The sequence below is a fragment of the Streptomyces sp. NPDC101227 genome (assembly GCF_044767545.1).
GTDB lineage: Bacteria > Actinomycetota > Actinomycetes > Streptomycetales > Streptomycetaceae > Streptomyces.
In genome coordinates this window covers 25,606-39,953 of record NZ_JBIWOD010000017.1, presented here as the reverse complement: position 1 = coordinate 39,953, position 14,348 = coordinate 25,606, and the positions used below count along the sequence as shown (strand labels likewise).

At 72.3% G+C, this 14,348-nt stretch carries 16 protein-coding genes; 8 read left to right on the top strand and 8 right to left on the bottom strand.

Annotation, left to right across the window (positions count from 1 at the left end):
* Window positions 1–45 precede the first annotated feature (45 nt).
* From ACIRPT_RS31385 to ACIRPT_RS31360, 6 genes are all read left to right on the top strand, one after another.
* Window positions 46–957 carry a glutamate ABC transporter substrate-binding protein gene (locus ACIRPT_RS31385; RefSeq protein ID WP_403833239.1) on the top strand — a complete coding sequence of 304 codons (912 nt, stop codon included), beginning with the start codon at window positions 46–48 and terminating at the stop codon, window positions 955–957.
* Window positions 958–1,089: 132 nt separating this feature from the next.
* Window positions 1,090–1,737 carry an amino acid ABC transporter permease gene (locus ACIRPT_RS31380; protein ID WP_403833237.1) on the top strand — a complete coding sequence of 216 codons (648 nt, stop codon included), beginning with the start codon at window positions 1,090–1,092 and terminating at the stop codon, window positions 1,735–1,737.
* Between the two features lie 73 nt (window positions 1,738–1,810).
* Entirely contained in the window at window positions 1,811–2,746 is a 936-nt protein-coding gene (locus ACIRPT_RS31375; protein ID WP_403833235.1) for an amino acid ABC transporter permease, read from the top strand.
* A gap of 173 nt (window positions 2,747–2,919) precedes the next feature.
* Entirely contained in the window at window positions 2,920–4,677 is a 1,758-nt protein-coding gene (locus tag ACIRPT_RS31370; protein WP_403833233.1) for an FAD-dependent monooxygenase, read from the top strand.
* Window positions 4,678–4,834: 157 nt separating this feature from the next.
* Window positions 4,835–5,449, top strand: coding sequence for a cysteine dioxygenase (locus ACIRPT_RS31365; RefSeq protein WP_403833231.1), 615 nt, complete (start codon window positions 4,835–4,837; stop codon window positions 5,447–5,449).
* On the top strand, window positions 5,446–5,829 hold the full coding sequence (locus tag ACIRPT_RS31360) for a rhodanese-like domain-containing protein (RefSeq protein WP_403833229.1): 384 nt from the start codon (window positions 5,446–5,448) through the stop codon (window positions 5,827–5,829). Before ACIRPT_RS31365 ends, ACIRPT_RS31360 begins: the two co-directional genes overlap by 4 nt.
* Window positions 5,830–5,866: 37 nt before the next feature.
* Here ACIRPT_RS31360 and recX read toward each other — a convergent pair whose 3' ends face one another.
* The 3 genes from recX to ACIRPT_RS31345 all read right to left on the bottom strand — a co-directional run bounded on the left by recX (window position 5,867) and on the right by ACIRPT_RS31345 (window position 8,064).
* Window positions 5,867–6,529: a recombination regulator RecX gene (recX, locus tag ACIRPT_RS31355; RefSeq protein WP_403833227.1), complete on the bottom strand. Its 663-nt coding sequence runs from the start codon at window positions 6,527–6,529 to the stop codon at window positions 5,867–5,869.
* Between the two features lie 6 nt (window positions 6,530–6,535).
* Window positions 6,536–7,657, bottom strand: a complete 1,122-nt coding sequence (gene recA / locus ACIRPT_RS31350) for a recombinase RecA (RefSeq protein WP_403833225.1) — start codon at window positions 7,655–7,657, stop codon at window positions 6,536–6,538.
* A 194-nt stretch (window positions 7,658–7,851) separates the two neighbouring features.
* On the bottom strand, window positions 7,852–8,064 hold the full coding sequence (locus tag ACIRPT_RS31345; RefSeq protein WP_403833223.1) for a hypothetical protein: 213 nt from the start codon (window positions 8,062–8,064) through the stop codon (window positions 7,852–7,854).
* 414 nt (window positions 8,065–8,478) lie between these two features.
* Here ACIRPT_RS31345 and ACIRPT_RS31340 point away from each other — a divergent pair, with 414 nt between their 5' ends.
* On the top strand, window positions 8,479–9,300 hold the full coding sequence (locus ACIRPT_RS31340) for a hypothetical protein (protein WP_403833221.1): 822 nt from the start codon (window positions 8,479–8,481) through the stop codon (window positions 9,298–9,300).
* 70 nt (window positions 9,301–9,370) lie between these two features.
* Here ACIRPT_RS31340 and ACIRPT_RS31335 read toward each other — a convergent pair whose 3' ends face one another.
* The gene (locus ACIRPT_RS31335; RefSeq protein ID WP_403833219.1) at window positions 9,371–10,660 is read right to left on the bottom strand and encodes an AI-2E family transporter; all 1,290 of its coding nucleotides are present in this window, start codon (window positions 10,658–10,660) and stop codon (window positions 9,371–9,373) included.
* A gap of 98 nt (window positions 10,661–10,758) precedes the next feature.
* A complete protein-coding gene (locus tag ACIRPT_RS31330) occupies window positions 10,759–10,953 on the bottom strand; it encodes a DUF3046 domain-containing protein (RefSeq protein WP_403833217.1) in 195 nt (64 codons plus the stop codon).
* A gap of 314 nt (window positions 10,954–11,267) precedes the next feature.
* Here ACIRPT_RS31330 and ACIRPT_RS31325 point away from each other — a divergent pair, with 314 nt between their 5' ends.
* The gene (locus ACIRPT_RS31325; protein ID WP_403833215.1) at window positions 11,268–12,191 is read left to right on the top strand and encodes a hypothetical protein; all 924 of its coding nucleotides are present in this window, start codon (window positions 11,268–11,270) and stop codon (window positions 12,189–12,191) included.
* A 36-nt stretch (window positions 12,192–12,227) separates the two neighbouring features.
* Here the strand turns inward: ACIRPT_RS31325 and ACIRPT_RS31320 are convergent, their stop codons facing one another.
* The 3 genes from ACIRPT_RS31320 to ACIRPT_RS31310 are packed head-to-tail and all read right to left on the bottom strand — an operon-like array spanning window position 12,228 to window position 14,255.
* The gene (locus ACIRPT_RS31320) at window positions 12,228–12,536 is read right to left on the bottom strand and encodes an AzlD domain-containing protein (protein WP_403833211.1); all 309 of its coding nucleotides are present in this window, start codon (window positions 12,534–12,536) and stop codon (window positions 12,228–12,230) included.
* Window positions 12,533–13,303 (bottom strand): AzlC family ABC transporter permease, encoded by a 771-nt coding sequence (locus ACIRPT_RS31315; RefSeq protein ID WP_403833209.1) that lies wholly within the window; start codon window positions 13,301–13,303, stop codon window positions 12,533–12,535. Before ACIRPT_RS31315 ends, ACIRPT_RS31320 begins: the two co-directional genes overlap by 4 nt.
* 10 nt (window positions 13,304–13,313) lie before the next feature.
* A complete protein-coding gene (locus ACIRPT_RS31310; protein ID WP_403833207.1) occupies window positions 13,314–14,255 on the bottom strand; it encodes an AraC family transcriptional regulator in 942 nt (313 codons plus the stop codon).
* Window positions 14,256–14,348 lie beyond the last annotated feature (93 nt).

Here is a 14,348-nt window from a genome sequence, read left to right as displayed (position 1 = left end):
GGCCACGATGATTGCCAACATTTGCTGAAACTGAGGAAGTTCACCATGAGGATGCGTAAGACGGCTGCGGTGGGTGTGGCGGTGCTCGCGCTGGCGGCGACGGCTACGGCGTGCGGCGGTAAGTCGGGCTCGGCGGGCGACAAGTCGGCCGCCACCGAGGTCTACAGCCACGACTACACCCCCGCCAAGGGCGTGAAGCTCAACTCGCAGGTCCTGAAGGACGCCCAGAAACGCGGGAAGATCACCATCGGCGTCAAGGCCGACCAGCCGTTCCTCGGCTTCCAGGACGTCTCGACCAAGAAGTACTCCGGTTTCGACATCGAGATCGCCAAGATGGTCGCGGCCGACCTGGGCTTCTCCACGAAGCAGATCGACTTCAAGACGGTCGACTCCAGTTCGCGTGAGGCCTTCATCAGCGATCACAAGGTCGACCTCTACGTCGGTACGTACACGATCAACAACGAGCGCAAGAAGCAGGTCGGCTTCGCGGGCCCTTACTACACGGCCGGCGCGGACCTCCTGGTGCGCAAGGGCGACAAGTCCATCACCGGCCCCGAGTCGCTCCAGGGCAAGACCGTCTGCTCGATCAAGGGCTCGACCCCGCTGCAGGAGATCAAGCGGCCGAAGTACGGCGCCAAGACCCTCGAGCTGCTGAAGTACTCGGACTGCGTGGAGAAGGTCCTCGACCGCACGGCCGACGCCCTCACCACCGACGACGCCATCCTCAAGGGTTACGCCGCCGAGCGTCCCGGCAAGCTCCGCCTGGTGAACAAGCCGTTCACCAAGGAGCCCTACGGCGTCGGCCTGGACAAGAACGACAAGGTCCTGCGCGAGGCGATCACCAAGGCGCTGGAGAACCACATCAAGAACGGCGACTACGAGAAGGCCTACAACGGCACGCTCGGCAAGTCGGGTTCGAAGTACGTCGCCCCGCAGCTGCCGCTGCCGACGTACTGAGGCACCCGCACTCCCTGACCGTGCCGCCCCGTACGCCCGCCGCGGCGGGCGTACGGGGCGCACCGTCTTCCGGCCACCGCGTCCCCGCACCCTCCCTTTCCGACGCCGACCCGACCGCTCCGCGGAGACTCCATGAACGTAGTCCTCGAATATCTGCCTGAACTCCGTGACGGGTTCCTGGGAACCCTGGCGATCACCGGGGCCAGCGCGGTGATCGCCTTGGTCCTCGGCGTCCTCATAGCCGGCTGCCGGGTCTCCCCGGTCCCGCCGTTGCGCGCCTTCGGGACGGCCTGGGTGACGCTGCTGCGCAACACGCCCCTGACACTGCTCTTCCTGATCGCGTTCTTCGTCCTGCCGAAGCTCCTGCTCGAGGGGGCCAGCCCGTTCGTGCTGGGCATGCTGGCACTGGGCTGCTACACCTCGGCGTTCATCTGCGAGGCGGTGCGCTCCGGCATCTCCACCGTGCCGATCGGCCAGGCCGAGGCGGCCCGCAGCCTGGGGCTGACGTTCACCCAGACGCTGCGCATGATCGTGCTGCCGCAGGCCACCCGCACGGTGCTGCCGCCGCTGAGCAGCATCCTGATCGCGCTGACCAAGAACTCAGCCATCGCGGGTGCGTTCAGCGTCACCGAGCTGTTCGGCTTCGCCAAGTTGCTGAGCGACCAGGGGTACGCCATCACCCTGATCTTCGCGGTCGTCGCGATCGCCTACCTCATCATCACCTTCGCCATCAGCGGCGTCTTCCGCGTGCTGGAGCGCCGCATGGGGGTCGCCCGATGAGCGGTTACGGCGAGACCAAGAGCAGGACGTCGGTGCCGCGCGCACGCGGGGCGGAATTCAGCGAGGTGTGGGCATGAGTGGCGCGAGCGTTCTGTACGACGTACCGGGGCCCAGAGCGAAGTCACGCAACCGCGTCTACACCGTCATCGGTGCGCTCGCGGTGCTGGGGCTGATCGCGTTCGTGGTGCTGCGGCTGAATGCCGAGGGCGAGTTCGACCCGGCGAAGTGGGACATCTTCAACTACTCGGGTATCCGTACCCGTCTCCGCGACGGCATTTTGGCCACGCTCCAGGTATTCGCGTTCGCCGCGGTGTTCTCCCTGGTCCTGGGCGTGCTGCTCGCGGTGGCGCGACTGTCGGACCACCGACCCGTCCGCTGGGTGGCGACAGGGTTCATCGAGCTCTTCCGCGCCGTCCCGCTGCTGATCACCATCTTCGCGATCTTCATTTTCTTCATCAGGAGCCGTGAGACCTTCGGCTTCAGCGATGACCAGCCGCAGTTCTGGGCGCTGGTCGTGGGCCTGACGCTCTACAACGGAACGGTGCAGGCCGAGGTCCTGCGGGCCGGCATCAACGCCGTACCGAAGGGGCAGAGCGAGGCGGCGTACGCCCTGGGGCTCACCAAGACGCAGGTCATGACGACCGTGCTGATCCCGCAGGCCGTCCGGGCGATGCTGCCCACGATCATCAGCCAGCTGGTGGTGACCCTCAAGGACACCTCCCTGGGCTACATCATCACGTACGAGGAGCTGCTCTACACGGCCCGCCTGATGAGCACCAACATCAAGGTGAACGGCGACGCCACCTACGTTCAGGTCATCGCGGTCAGCGGCGTCATCTATCTCGCGATGTGCCTGGCGCTCACCGCACTCGCCACCTGGATCGAGCGGCGCGGCGGCCGGCCGAAGAAGGCCGCCGGCAGCGCCGAGACCAGCGCGGCGGCGACGGCCCTGGTGGCGGCGACCCCCGGGGAAGCCGCCGCCGACAACGCGGACCGGCCGGTGAACTGACGCCCCGGCAGGCGTGATGAGGACGTCCTCGGGCGGCGGCACCCGTGCCGCCGCCTTCGTCACTTGACGCGGGCCCTCGCAATGGGTTGCATACGCTGTGTGATCACGCACCGGGCTCCCACCGCCAGTTCCCCTACACCCCGTCAGCACCGCAAGGCCCAGGGAGCCACGCCGTGGACCCGGTGATCGTCGTCGGGGCCGGCCCGGTGGGCCTCTGCCTCGCCCTCTCGCTCGCCCGCCGTGGCGTCCCCTCCGTCGTCCTGGACGAGACCGCCGGGCAGGACGACACCCGCCCGGCCCGCACGGCCGTGCTCCGTCAGGACACCGCGGCCTTCGTGGCCCGGCTCGGCTGTGCCGACACCCTCGAAAGTGAGGGCACCCGATGGACGGCCTGGCGCACGGTGCGCCGCCGGCGGCTGGTCGAGCGGGTCACCTTCGCCCCCCGGATCCCGGACGAGGCGGCGCCCGCCGCCCTCGCCTCCCCCGTCCATCTGCCCCAGCACGCCCTCACCCGCGCGCTGCGCGCCGCGCTCGCCCGGGAACATCTCGCGCAGATCGTCACCGGCAGCCGGCTGGCCGAGCTGGAGCAGGACGAGCGCGGCATCGGTGCGCAGACCAGAGGCGCCAACGGCACCTGGTGGCGCGGGAGTTACCTGGTCGGCTGCGACGGACCGCGCTCGACCGTCCGCAAGCTGCTGGAGATCCGCTTCCCGGGCCGTACGGCCGTCGAGCGGCATGCCGTCGCCGCGCTGCGCACCGAGCTGCCCTGGCCCGGCGAAGGGCTGCTGCACCGCTCGCCGGGCCGGCAGGGCGGCGCCGGAGGCGGCCCCGTCCTCGAGGTATCGGCCCGTCCGCTGCCCGACGGCGTCTGGCGGCTGGACTGGCTGCTGCCGCCCGGCCGCGAGCTGGTCACCCCGGACGCCCTGGTGGCCCGGATCCGCGACTCCCTGGCGGGCTGGGCGGCGGAGCCGGACGGCGACGGCGGGCGGGCCGCCGACCGGCCGGTCCCCCCGTACGAGCTCCTCGACACCGGCGTCCACACCGTCCACCACCGGCTGGCCCGGACCTGGCGGCAGGGCCGCGCGTTCCTCGCCGGGGACGCCGCGCATCTGCTGGGCGCGCTCGGCACACAGGGCCTGGACGAGGGACTGCGGGACGCCGAGAACCTCGGCTGGAAGCTGGCCCTGGCCTGGCACCAGGGCGCCTCCGAGACGCTGCTGGACAGCTATCAGGCGGAGCGGCGGGGTGCGGTGGCGGCCCGGCTGCGCGCCGCGGACCAGGCGCTGCCGCTGCTGCGGGACGGCGGTGCGGTGCGCTGGCGGACCGTACTGCCGGGCGCGGCGCGCGGGCAGAGTGCGCTGCTGACCGACGGTCATCTGGGCCGCGGTCCCCTGGGGGCGCCGCCCGCCTATCCCCGTTCCCCGCTCGCACCGGCCGCCGGGCAGACGGGCGCGGTGGCGGTCGACACCCGCCCCGGTTCGCCGGTCCTCGATGTTCCGGTGACCGCCGGCGACGGTTCGGTGGTGCGGCTGCGGGACCGTCTGGGGCACGGCCTCCTGGTCGTGCTGGTGGCGCCCGGCACCGGCGTCTGGGACCGGCGGCACTGGCAGTCGGCGGGCCTGATGCCGCAGCTGACCGGCGCCGTCGAGGCGCTGCCGATGCCCGCCGAGATCCTGGTCACCGAGGCCTATCCGGGCGCCGCCGCGCACACCGTCCTGGTCGTACGGCCGGACGGCCATCTGGTCACGGCGCTGCCCGGCGTCCGCCCGGCCGAGCTGACCGCGTGCGCGGATGCGGTACGGGGCGGGGCCGCCTACGGGCACGGGGGCGCGGCCGGGGAGCCGACGGCCGGTGCCACGGACGGGGAGAGGGGCCCGGATCCCACGGTTGACCCTGTGGGAGCGCCCGTGCTTCACTCCGAAGGTGACTGATCACGGCTCGCGATTCTGGCGGAGGGTCCATCTGGACCTGGTCCGCTGTGCGAGCTGCATGTGTCGTCCGTCCGTTTGATCCGCATCCCCTTCCCCGCGCGGCCCCGCGCTCCGTACCGGTGGCCGCGCCTCTTCGCGATCACTCAGGACGGTTTCCGTGCCCGACGTACACGCCCCTGCACGCCCGTATACCGGCAGCGACGCCGCAGACCACGGCCATGAGCCTGGCCGGGACCACGACGCTGGCCCTGGCCCTGGCCCTGGCCACGAACGTGACCGTGGGCCCGGCGCCGCGGAACTCCTCGGCTTCGCCCGCCGCACCGCCGCGAACGCCGAACTCATCGCCTCGCTCCCCCTCGACCCCGAAGGCCGCACCTGGATCCGGCTGGACGGGCCGGGCGGCAGCGAGGCCTGGCTGATCGGCTGGCCACCGGGCACCGGCACCGGCTGGCACGACCACGGCGGCTCGCGGGGCGCCTTCGCGACGGCCGCGGGCGAGCTGACGGAACAGTCGCTCGCCGCCCAGCTCCCCACCGAGGGCTGGAAAACCCTGGAACTCGCCGACGGCGTGGACCGCGAGCGCACGCTCCGCGACGGCCGCGGCCGGGCGTTCGGCCCGCACCATGTCCACCAGGTGCTCAATCTGTCCGAGGACACGCACGCCGTCTCGGTCCATGCCTACTACCCGCCGTTGCCTCTGATGCGGCGTTACAGCCGCAACGGGCCGGTGCTGCGGCTCGAAGAGGTCGAGCGTCCGGAGGAGTGGCAGTGAGCGCCGTCGACGAACTGCTCGCGCGGGCTCGCGGTGAACTGCGCCGGGTGGACCCCCGGGAGGCCGCCGCGGTCCAGGACGAGGGCGGTCTGCTGGTGGACATCCGGTACGCGGCCCTGCGGGACCGCGACGGCACCATCCCCGGTGCGCTGGTCGTGGAACGCAACGAGCTCGAATGGCGACTTGACCCGACCGGCGACCATCGCGCCGCCGAGGCGACCCATCACGGTCTGCCGGTCGTGGTGATCTGCAACGAGGGCTATGCGTCCAGCCTCGCGGCGGTCTCCCTGCGCCAACTGGGCCTGCACCACGCGACGGACCTGGTCGGCGGCTTCCAGGCCTGGCGGGCGGCGGGGCTGCCGGTTTCCCGCAGGGCCTGACCGCGCGACCCCGGCTCACCGGCCCGCCTGCGCCGCCTCATATCTCCGGCAGATGCTGCTCCAGCGCCTCCGGGTCCTCCCCCTCCTCTTCCAGGGCCCGGCGGACCACCCGTAGGGCGAGGCCCTCCGGATAGCCCTTGCGGGCCAGCATCCCGGCCAGGCGGCGCAGGCGCTTGTCGCGATCCAGGCCTCTGGTCGCCCGGAGTTTGCGGTCGACCAGCTCCCGGGCGGTGGACTCCTCCTGCTCGGAGTCGAGACGGCCGACGGCCTCGTCGATCAGGGCGGAGTCCACCCCCTTGGTGCGCAGCTCGCGGGCCAGGGCGCGGCGGGCCAGGCCGCGGCCGTGGTGACGGGACTCCACCCAGGCGCCGGCGAAGGCCGCGTCGTCGATCAGCCCGACCTCCTCGAAGCGGGAGAGCACCTCCTCCGCAACCTCCTCGGGGATGTCCCGCTGACGCAGGGCGTCCCCGAGCTGCTTGCGGGTACGCGGGCTCCCGGTGAGCAGGCGCAGGCATATCGCCCGCGCCTGCTCCTCGGGGGTACGCGGTGGTCCTGCCTCGGCCCTCGACGAGGCGGAACCACCGCTGTCCTTATGGCCCTTACGGCCCGAGCGGCCCGTGCCGCCATGACGGGTCTCGGCGTCGCCCGCAGCGCCGGCGGTGGCGTCCTCGCTGCTCGGCCATTCCGTTCGCCGTGTCATGACGGGTCAGCTCTTGGCCGCGGCGGCCTTGGCACCCTTGGCGGCCTTGGTCGCGGGTGCCGGAGCCGATGCGGGTGCCTCGGCCGCCACGCCCGCGGCGTCCGCGCCGGGCTCCGCCGCCGGGTCCTGCGGCTTCACGCCGATGCCGAGCTTCTCCTTGATCTTCTTCTCGATCTCATTGGCGAGATCCGGGTTGTCCTTGAGGAAGTTGCGGGCGTTCTCCTTGCCCTGGCCGAGCTGGTCGCCCTCGTAGGTGTACCAAGCGCCGGACTTGCGGATGAAGCCGTGCTCCACACCCATGTCGATCAGGCCGCCCTCGCGGCTGATGCCCTGGCCGTAGAGGATGTCGAACTCCGCCTGCTTGAAGGGCGGGGAGACCTTGTTCTTGACGACCTTGACGCGGGTGCGGTTGCCGACCGCGTCGGTGCCGTCCTTGAGGGTCTCGATACGGCGGATGTCCAGACGCACCGAGGCGTAGAACTTCAGCGCGCGGCCACCGGTCGTGGTCTCCGGCGAGCCGAACATCACGCCGATCTTCTCGCGGAGCTGGTTGATGAAGATCGCGGTGGTCTTGGACTGGTTCAGCGCGCTGGTGATCTTGCGCAGGGCCTGGCTCATCAGCCGGGCCTGGAGGCCGACGTGGGAGTCGCCCATCTCGCCCTCGATCTCGGCCCGCGGCACCAGGGCGGCGACGGAGTCGATCACGATGAGGTCGAGCGCGCCGGACCGCACCAGCATGTCCACGATTTCCAGGGCCTGCTCGCCGTTGTCCGGCTGGGACAGGATCAGGGCGTCGGTGTCCACGCCGAGCTTCTTGGCGTACTCCGGGTCGAGCGCGTGCTCGGCGTCGATGAACGCAACGGCGCCACCGGCCTTCTGCGCGTTCGCGACGGCGTGCAGGGTCAGGGTCGTCTTACCGGAGGACTCCGGGCCGTAGACCTCGACGACGCGGCCGCGCGGGATGCCGCCGACGCCGAGCGCGACGTCGAGCGCGGTCGACCCGGTGGGGATGACCTCGATGGGTTCGTTCGGGCGCTCCCCCATGCGCATCACGGCGCCCTTGCCGAATTGCCGTTCAATCTGTGCGAGCGCGGCGTCCAGCGCCTTCTCGCGGTCAGTGCCTGCCATGGGTTCCACCCGATTTGCTTGAGTCGATCGCTTCACGTCCATGACGCTAACGCCTGCCACTGACAATGCGCCTGGACCCGGCTCCAGCCTGTGGATAACTCCGCGGAAAGCCCCCAGAAGACAGGCTGGAGCCCCTATAAGAATGGATGTTCGATTTTAGTGTCAAGCGTGACCCACCGCACTGCTGGTGGCGGTCAGCGGCGCAGGCCGACGATGCCCCAGCCGCGGCGCTCCGCCTCCGTGACCACCTCTCCCCAGTCGGTGAGCAGGTCGGCGAACAATGCGAAGGTGGTGGTCCACCCGCCCGGCTCCGCGGCGTGCCGGGTGAACGGCTCACGCAGGGATTCCAGCCGGGGTGCCGCCTGCCGCCACCATCCGGCGATCGCCGGCACGTGATCGGCGGGCACCACAGCAGCAGGTCCGCGTCCCAGGTGCACGGCCGCTCCGGAAGCCCCGAACCGGCCCCGGTGGTGTCCTCCAGGCCATGCCAGAACAGCGCGTCGTTGAACCGGTCCAGTACCTCGCGCACCTTCGGCTCGACGAAGTCGCGCATGTGGTCCCAGCGGTGACCGGCCCAGAAGTGCGGCTTGTACGAGCCGAGCGTGTGGCGCAAGGCATACCTGGCGTACCGGTCCCCACCCGGCTGCCGCCTCCACCCGCGGCCAGTCCACGATCAGCGCCTCTGTCCCCACACCCGTCGAGCCGGCGTAGCGCAGCGGATCCCCACCCTGCGGGCCAACCGTGACGCTGTCACCGAAGGCCGGTGACCAGTAGGTTCGGGCCATCCAAGGACGAGCGAAGAACGACAGAGGGATTCCGAGGTGGCGGTGGAGGACCTGACGGATCCGCCCGCGGCGGCTGGCTTCGTCTTCATCAGCGATGAGTCCCCTGGTTGCCTGAGGGCGGCGACGGCCGGCATGAGGGTGACGCTGCCGGTGTTCACACCGCCGTGGATCGTGGTCGATCACGCGCTGGAACGCGTACCTGTCACCAACTGGCCGGGGCGGCTTTTCCGGGTGCGGGTGGCGCCTCCGACGACGGACGAGGAGCGTGCCGCGATGGCACGAGCCGCCGAGGGCCTGACGTCGCACGCCGGCTTCACCCGTGCCCTCGCCGTCGACGTTCTGGCGGAGCTCTCCCCCTCGGTACTCTTCGGCCCCCGTGGCGATGCCGTCCTGCGCGTCATCGAGGCCGCAAGCGCCCTGGATGAGAAACGCGCACGGGCGCTCGAGGCCGCCGGCCGTCCCACAGCCGGGGAGGAGTACGGTAAGGCATGGGACCGCTGGCTCGCCGAACAGCCGAACGGCGCGCCCTATCGGGACCAGGATCACGCAGGGACCCTGTCGATCCCCGGGGCCGGCCCACCGGGATCACCGATCGGGCGCGGTTTCTCCCTGATCTGGAGGATGGTCAGCGAAGCCGCCCGGGAGCGGGGCAGCACGGGGTCGGTCGCCCTCGACGAGGACGGCGATCAGATCCTGGCGGACCCGTGGGAGGCCGCCCTGGGCGCGCTGCTGGATGCCGCCATGGCCCTCGGCGCACCGCATCTGATGGACCGCGACGCCGGCACGGTGCTGACCGCGGCCTGGACCACGGTGTTCGGGCCCGGGAAACGCGCCGGCACCGGTGCACCGCCGGGGTAGGCGCGGCCGGTCCCCGTGCTTCCGCTTCCACAGCGCCCGGCCTCCGGCGGATTCCCCGCGGAGGCGCGGCTCACCCCTCGTCGGCCGCGCCCCGCCCGCCCGGAGCGCCGCCGGCACCGTCCCCGTCGCCGCCCCCCTCGCCGTCCCCGCTCGCCGCGCGTTCCTTGAGCGGTGCCTGCGGCGGCACGTCGTGGAGCGTCCGGCGCACGCGGGCGAGGGCCCTGGCGCCGCGCAGGCGGCGGCCTCTGCCCTGGACGCGGGGGTCGTCGGTGACCTCGTAGCGCTTGACGTAGGCGCCCAGGAAGGCCTGGAGCGTGGCGGTTGCCGGGATGGCGATCAGGGCGCCGACCGCGCCCATCAGGGCCGTGCCCGCGACGACCGAGCCGAAGGCGACGGCCGGGTGGATGTCCACGGTCTTGGCGGTGATCCGTGGCTGGAGGAGGTAGTTCTCGAACTGCTGGTAGACCACGACGAAGCCGAAGACCCAGACCGCGTACCAGGGGGCGACCGTGAACGCGATCAGGATGGGCAGGGCGCCCGCCAGATAGGTGCCGATGGTCGGTATGAACTGCGAGACCAGGCCGACCCACATGCCCAGCGCCGGGGCGTAGGGCACGCCCAGGATCTCCAGCAGGACGTAGTGCGCGATACCGGAGATCAGCGCCATCAGCCCGCGCGAGTAGAGATAGCCACCGGTCTTGGCGACCGCGATCTCCCAGGCACGCAGGACCTCAGCCTGCCGCCGCGGCGGCAGGACCGAGCACAGCGCGCGGCGCAGCCGGGGGCCGTCAGCGGCGAAGTAGAACGAGAACAGCGCCACCGACAGGAGGTTGAACAGGCTGCCCAGCACCTGCGCGGAGACGGCGAGGACGTTGTTGGCACTGTCCTGGACGTACTTCTGCAGCCAGTCGGACCGGAGCAGGTTGTTCTGCACCTCGACCCGCGAGAGGTGCGTGTGGAAGGTGCTGTTCGACCAGCTGATGACGGAGTCCAGATACTGCGGGAACTCCTCCACCATCTTGGCGATCTGGCCGGCGAGCATGGAGCCGAGCAGCGCGAAGAACCCGGCCGCGGCGACGAGGATGCCGAGGAAGACCGCGCCGGTGGCCACCCCGCGCCGTACGCCGCGGGCCGCCATCCAGTCGACGGCCGGCTCGACGGCCAGCGCGAGGAAGAACGCGATCAAGATGTTCAGCAGCAGCGTGATCAGCTGGTGGAAGCCCCATGTGGCGAGCTGGAAGCAGGCCACCAGGGCGAGCGCGAGCACCATGGCCCGCGGCAGCCAGCGCGGCATCCGCGCCTCGGGCCGGTCGTCGGGGCGTGGATCGTCGTTGCTGGTGATCTCATCTGTCGCGGACACCCAGCCAGTGTCGCGTACGGCTCCGACAATCCCGGCCCTGCCCCGGAAATCCCGCCGGCCATGATCGTCGGCCGCGCCCCGGGCGCCGCCGCCAGGGCTCACTGCTTGTCGTACGGGACATCCATCGTCGTGCAGACCACCCGCCATACCTCCTTGGCGCTCCACCCCGCGTCCAGCGCCTCATGGACGGTCCGGCCGCCGAGACCGGACATCACATGATCACGCGCGAAGGAGTCGGCATACGCCGCACCGAAGTGATCCGCCATCCGCTGCCAGAAGATCGTCAACCGCATTCGTTCCGCTCCACGCCCGCTCTGACCTGCATGTCTCTGCCCCCTCGCGTCCGCCACACCCCCGCACGGCGACTCGTGCGCCCGTATCGGCCATGACGGGTGTGCAGGAGTGTGTGTATGTACGCAGGGTAAGGCCGACCTCGGCACGTCCGGGCCGACGGGCATTCCGGGCCGACGGGTTCGAGCGAGGTTCCGCGGACCGCCGGCCCTCCGCCGCCGTGAACCGTCAACCGCGTGCCCATCGGTATCCCGCCCTGGGAGGGCGCCGGGCGCGAGCCGGTGCCACCGGGCAGTATCCGCCCTACGGTCGTCTCATGGCCGAAAATATGAGCCCGTCACCGACTCCCCTGGCGCGCGCCGAGCGCTTCATCTGGCTGACCGCCCGGGTGCTGGAGCAGCGGCTCTTCGAGTACCACTTCCTCGGCGGCGGGGCGGACGCGGTGCAGACCGCGCTCGACGCGTACCACAACGACGACGACGGCTACGGGCACGCGCTGGAGCCCGATCTGCGCGGCCCGGTCAGCCAGCCGCTGCACACCGCGCACGCCCTGAAGGTCCTGCACCGCATCGGGCGCTGCGACGGCCGCCAGGTGGAGCGGATCTGCCGCTATCTGACGCGGATCTCCACCCCCGAGGGCGCGCTGCCGGCGCTGCACCCCTCGCTGCGGGGGTATCCGGCGGCGCCCTGGATCCCGGTGGTCGACGATCCCCCGAGCGCCCTGCTGTCCACCGGCCCGGTGGTGGGCGTGCTGCACCGCAACGAGGTGTGGCACGCCTGGCTCTTCCGGGCCACGGACTACTGCTGGGCGGCGGCGGAGTCGCTGGAGGAGACCCATCCGTACGAGGTCGAGGCGGCGGTGGCCTTCCTGGACGGCGCCCCGGACCGCCCCCGGGCGGCGGCCGCGGCGCGGCGGCTGGGCAAGCTCGTACGGGACCGGGGCCTGGTGCTGCTGGACCCGGAGCGGGCGGCGGAGGTCCCGGTGGCGCCGGGGTACGCCCCCGGGGAGCACCACCTGGCGTACGACTTCGCGGCGACGCCCGGCTCGCTGGCCCGCCAGTGGTTCAGCGACACGGAGATGGACCGGGCGCTGGACCACCTCGCCTCGCTCCAGGAGGAGGACGGCGGCTGGCCGGTCAACTGGCGGGTGTGGGCACCGGGGACGGCCCTGGAGTGCCGCCCGATGGTGACCCTGGAGGCGCTGCTGACCCTGCGCGCCTACGGGCGGCCCGTCGGCTGAACGGGGCGCGCCCCTCGACGGCCCGCCCCGGGACGGTCAGCCGCCCAGGGCCCGCACCCCGGCGGCGACGACCACCGCGACGCCGACCACGAGGAGGAACGGCGCCCGCAGGACGAGCGCGACGGCCGCGGCGGCCACCCCCGCGGCCCTGGCGTCCAGCACGAGGTGCGGGCCGTCGGCGAAGGTCTGCTGGGCGGTGAGCGCGGCGAGCAGGGCCACCGGGAGCAGCGCGGCCAGCCGTTTGACGAGCGGGCGCTCCAGGATGCCGGCGGGCGCCAGCAGGCCGAGGTACTTGAGCAGGTAGCAGCCGGCGGCGGTGGCGCCGATCGCGATCCAGACGTTCATGACCGGTCCTCCCGGGGCTCGGTGTGCGGGGCGTCGGTTGTGGTGGCGCGCTCGCGTCGCCGCTGGACGAACAGGACGGCGGGGGCGGCGAGCGCCGACAGGAGCACCGGCACGTCGGCGGGCAGCACCGGCAGCGTCATCAGGAGCAGCACCACCGCGAGGCCCGCGGCGACCCGTTCGACGGTGGTCTTGAGCATCGGGGCGAGCAGTGCCAGGAAGACGGCGGGGCCGGCCGCGTCCAGGCCCCAGGTCCGGGTGTCGCCGAGCGCCTCGGCCCCCAGGGCGCCGCCGAGGGTGGTGAGGTTCCACAGGACGTACAGGCTCAGTCCGGTGACGGTGAAGCCGAGGCGGGCGCTGCGGCGGTCGGGCTGGGCCATGGTGACGGCCGCGGTCTCGTCGATGACCCAGTGGGCGGCGAACGGCTTGACGGCGGCCCGGTGGCCCAGGAGGGCGGACAGCCGCAGCCCGTAGAAGGCGTTGCGGGCGCCCAGGAAGAACGCGCCGGCGGCCGCGGTGAGCGGGTTGCCGCCCGCGGCGAGCGCGCCCACCAGGGCGAACTGTGAGGCCCCGGTGAACACCAGGAGGCTGAGCGCGCAGGTCTGCAGGACGGTGAGCCCGGCGCCTGCCGAGGTCACGCCGAAGGCGAAGCCGGAGAGGCCGACGGCGATGCCGACGCCCAGCGCGTCCCGGATGACGGCGGCGTCGGGTTTGGCGGGCCGGCCGGGCGCGGCCCCTTCCGGAGCGGGTATCTGTGTCTGTTCTGGCACGTCCTCGACGCTAGGAGGCGGCGCCCCCCGCGGTCTTGTACGTTCTTGCGCCGCCGGCCTGCGCCGCGCGCTCCCGCCGGTAGGCGCCGGGCGGCACCCCGACGATGCGGGTGAAGTGCCGGTTCAGATGCGGCTGGTCGGTGAACCCCACGGTGACCGCGGCCTCGGCGGGCGCGCTGCCCGCCTCCAGGAGACGGCGGGCGCGGCGCACCCGGGCGTCGGTGAGCCAGGTGTGCGGCGGCATCCCGTACGCGTCCTTGAAGGCCCGCAGGAGGGCGAACGGGCTGGTGCCGAGTTCCTGCGCGAGCTGTTCCAGGGAGGGCGGGGCGGCCATCCGCTCGCCGAGGAGGACCTTGGCGCGGGCGGCGGTGCGGGCGCCCGCCGTACGGGGTGTGCGGGCCGGGACCGGGCCTCCGCAGCGGCGCAGCAGCCGGGCGACGGCGAGCCGCAGCAGGGTGTCGGCGGCGAGGGCGCTGCCGGCCTCGGCCGCCCGGTGGACCTCGGTGATCATGCGGCCGAGGTGCGGGTCCTCGGTGACGGTCTCGGCGAATCCCGCGGTGCCGCGCAGGGTGGTGGTCTCCTTGGCAATCTCGGCGACGAGGGCGGCCGAGGGGTAGAGCGTGGCGTAGGCCCAGCCCTCGGGGGCACCGGCCCGTGCGGCGTGCGCGACCTCCGGGTTGATCATCATGACCTCGCCGGGCCCGGTGCGGACGGGGCCGTGCGCGAAGCCGACTTCCTCGATGCCGTCGGTGACCGCAGCGATGACGTACCCGTCGTGAGCATGCCTGGGGAAGGAGTGCCGGACGTAGCGGGCGCGCAGCAGGTCGAGGCCGGGCAGCCCGGGGTAGCGCCAGTGGCGGGCCCACTCGCCGCCGGCCCGCGGCGCGACGTCCGGGCCGGTCCCGTCGCCCGCGGCGGTGCCCGCCGTACCGTCCCCGCTCCCCGTGATCATGCTTCCATTCTGCGCGCCGGCGGGCGGCGGGCGGCCCGCGCGTCCGGCCCGTGGACGGCGGCACGGCGGCCGGCGCCGCGACGCCCGCGCGGC